The sequence below is a fragment of the Mycobacterium sp. genome (assembly GCF_050701675.1).
Lineage (GTDB): Bacteria > Actinomycetota > Actinomycetes > Mycobacteriales > Mycobacteriaceae > Mycobacterium.
In genome coordinates, this window is the sequence record NZ_JBOGDD010000773.1 from 1 (window position 1) to 1,542 (window position 1,542).

At 68.2% G+C, this 1,542-nt stretch carries 2 protein-coding genes; both read right to left on the reverse strand.

The window, feature by feature from the left end; genetic code table 11:
• Positions 1-62: 62 nt before the first annotated feature.
• Complete coding sequence (gene relB, locus ACRDUX_RS23665) at positions 63-722, reverse strand: type II toxin-antitoxin system RelB family anti-toxin (protein ID WP_526417084.1); 660 nt, start codon at positions 720-722, stop codon at positions 63-65.
• A gap of 24 nt (positions 723-746) precedes the next feature.
• On the reverse strand, positions 747-1,542 hold a 796-nt coding region (locus ACRDUX_RS23670; protein WP_526417086.1), incomplete at its 5' end, for an NAD(P)/FAD-dependent oxidoreductase.

Consider the following 1,542-nt stretch of genomic DNA (forward strand, 5'->3'; position numbering starts at 1 on the left):
CCCCCACGCCATCTTGAAAATCGCGTGGGGGTAATCCACGTTCGGCGCGAAGGTTGGGGGCGTCAGACCTGGGAGTCGGGGAAGGCGACCACCGACAGGAACCGGATCGGCACCGCAACCAGGTCAACCGGTCCGTGGGCGCCCTCGCCGTCGAGCTGCAGTGAGTCACCCGGGTGCAGGCGGTACACCGAACGGCTGTGGCTGTAGTCCATCACGCCTTCGAGCATGTAGATGAACTCGGTGCCGGGGTGCTGGAACAGCGGGTAGGTCTTGCTCTTCTCCGACAGCGTGACCTCGAGGCATTCGAGCCGCTTGTGCTCGCCACGCAGAGAGCCGAGTAGCTGATACTCGTGGCCCTCGCGGGTGCCGTTGCGGACGATGCGCGCCCCGGTGCCCGCCTTGACGAACGCCGCGGGCCGCTCGACGTCGGCGCCGCGGAACAGTGTGGTGACGGGAACGTCGAAGCCCTTGGCAAGCAGCGCGAGGGTCGACAGGCTGCATGACGTCTGGGCGTTCTCGATCTTGCTCATCATCGCCTTGGAGATGCCGACGCGGGCCGCCATGTCCGCGACCGTCAGCCCCTGCTGTTGGCGCAGTTGACGCACATTGCGTCCGATGGCGGCCTCGAACTCCAACTCGTCTATCGCCTCGCTGGGGTCGCGGTCGCGGGCGGTGCCTGACTTGTTGCGGAGCAGCGGTTCGTGATCGTCGGGGGAGGTCACGGTCCCAGTCTCCATCCTCGACGGCTAACGCATCTCGCCCGCGCCGACATACGGGTGCGGCGTCCGCAGCGGGTCGCCTTCGGCGAAGCGGGACAGCCGGAAGTCGGTTTCCGGGATGCGTGGATCGGCGCTGCGTCCGTCGATCACCAGATCGGCGATGAGCTGGCCCACCGCCGGCGCGATCTTGAAGCCGTGTCCGCTGAACCCGGCGGCGACGAGCAGTCCGTCGATCCCGCTGCGGGAGATCACCGGATTCCAGTCAGGGGTGACGTCGTAACAGCCGGCGTAGCTGCCCGTGATCGCGGCGTCGGCGAAACCGGGGAACCGGGTGCCGACGCGCTCGATCGTGATGTCGATGAAGTCCTCTTCGGCCCGGTTGAGGTAGGCGTCGGGATCGGCGTCCTGGACGTGCGACAGGTCGCTGTTGCCGAACAACACCTCACCGCCCGGTTCCGGCCGGATGTACTGCAGGGAGATCAGGTCGGAGAAGACCGGTACGGGACCGAGTTCCACGCCGGGGGAGATCATCACGATCTGCTCGCGCACGACGCGGATGGGCACGTCGATCCCGTACTGCGCCAAGAGGTCCCGAGTCCAAACACCCGTGGCGACGACGACGGTGCCCGCCGCCACGTCGGTGCCGTCGGCCAGTCGAACGCCCGTCACGCGGTCGCCGTCGAGCAGCAGATCCGTCATCGCGGTGCCCTGCCGGATGCGCACGCCCGCGGCCCGCGCCCCGATCGCGAACGCCTGCGCCGTCCGGTACGCGTCGCCGAACCCGCCCCTGGCCTCGTAGGCGAACGCGGCGAACGGCTCAAGG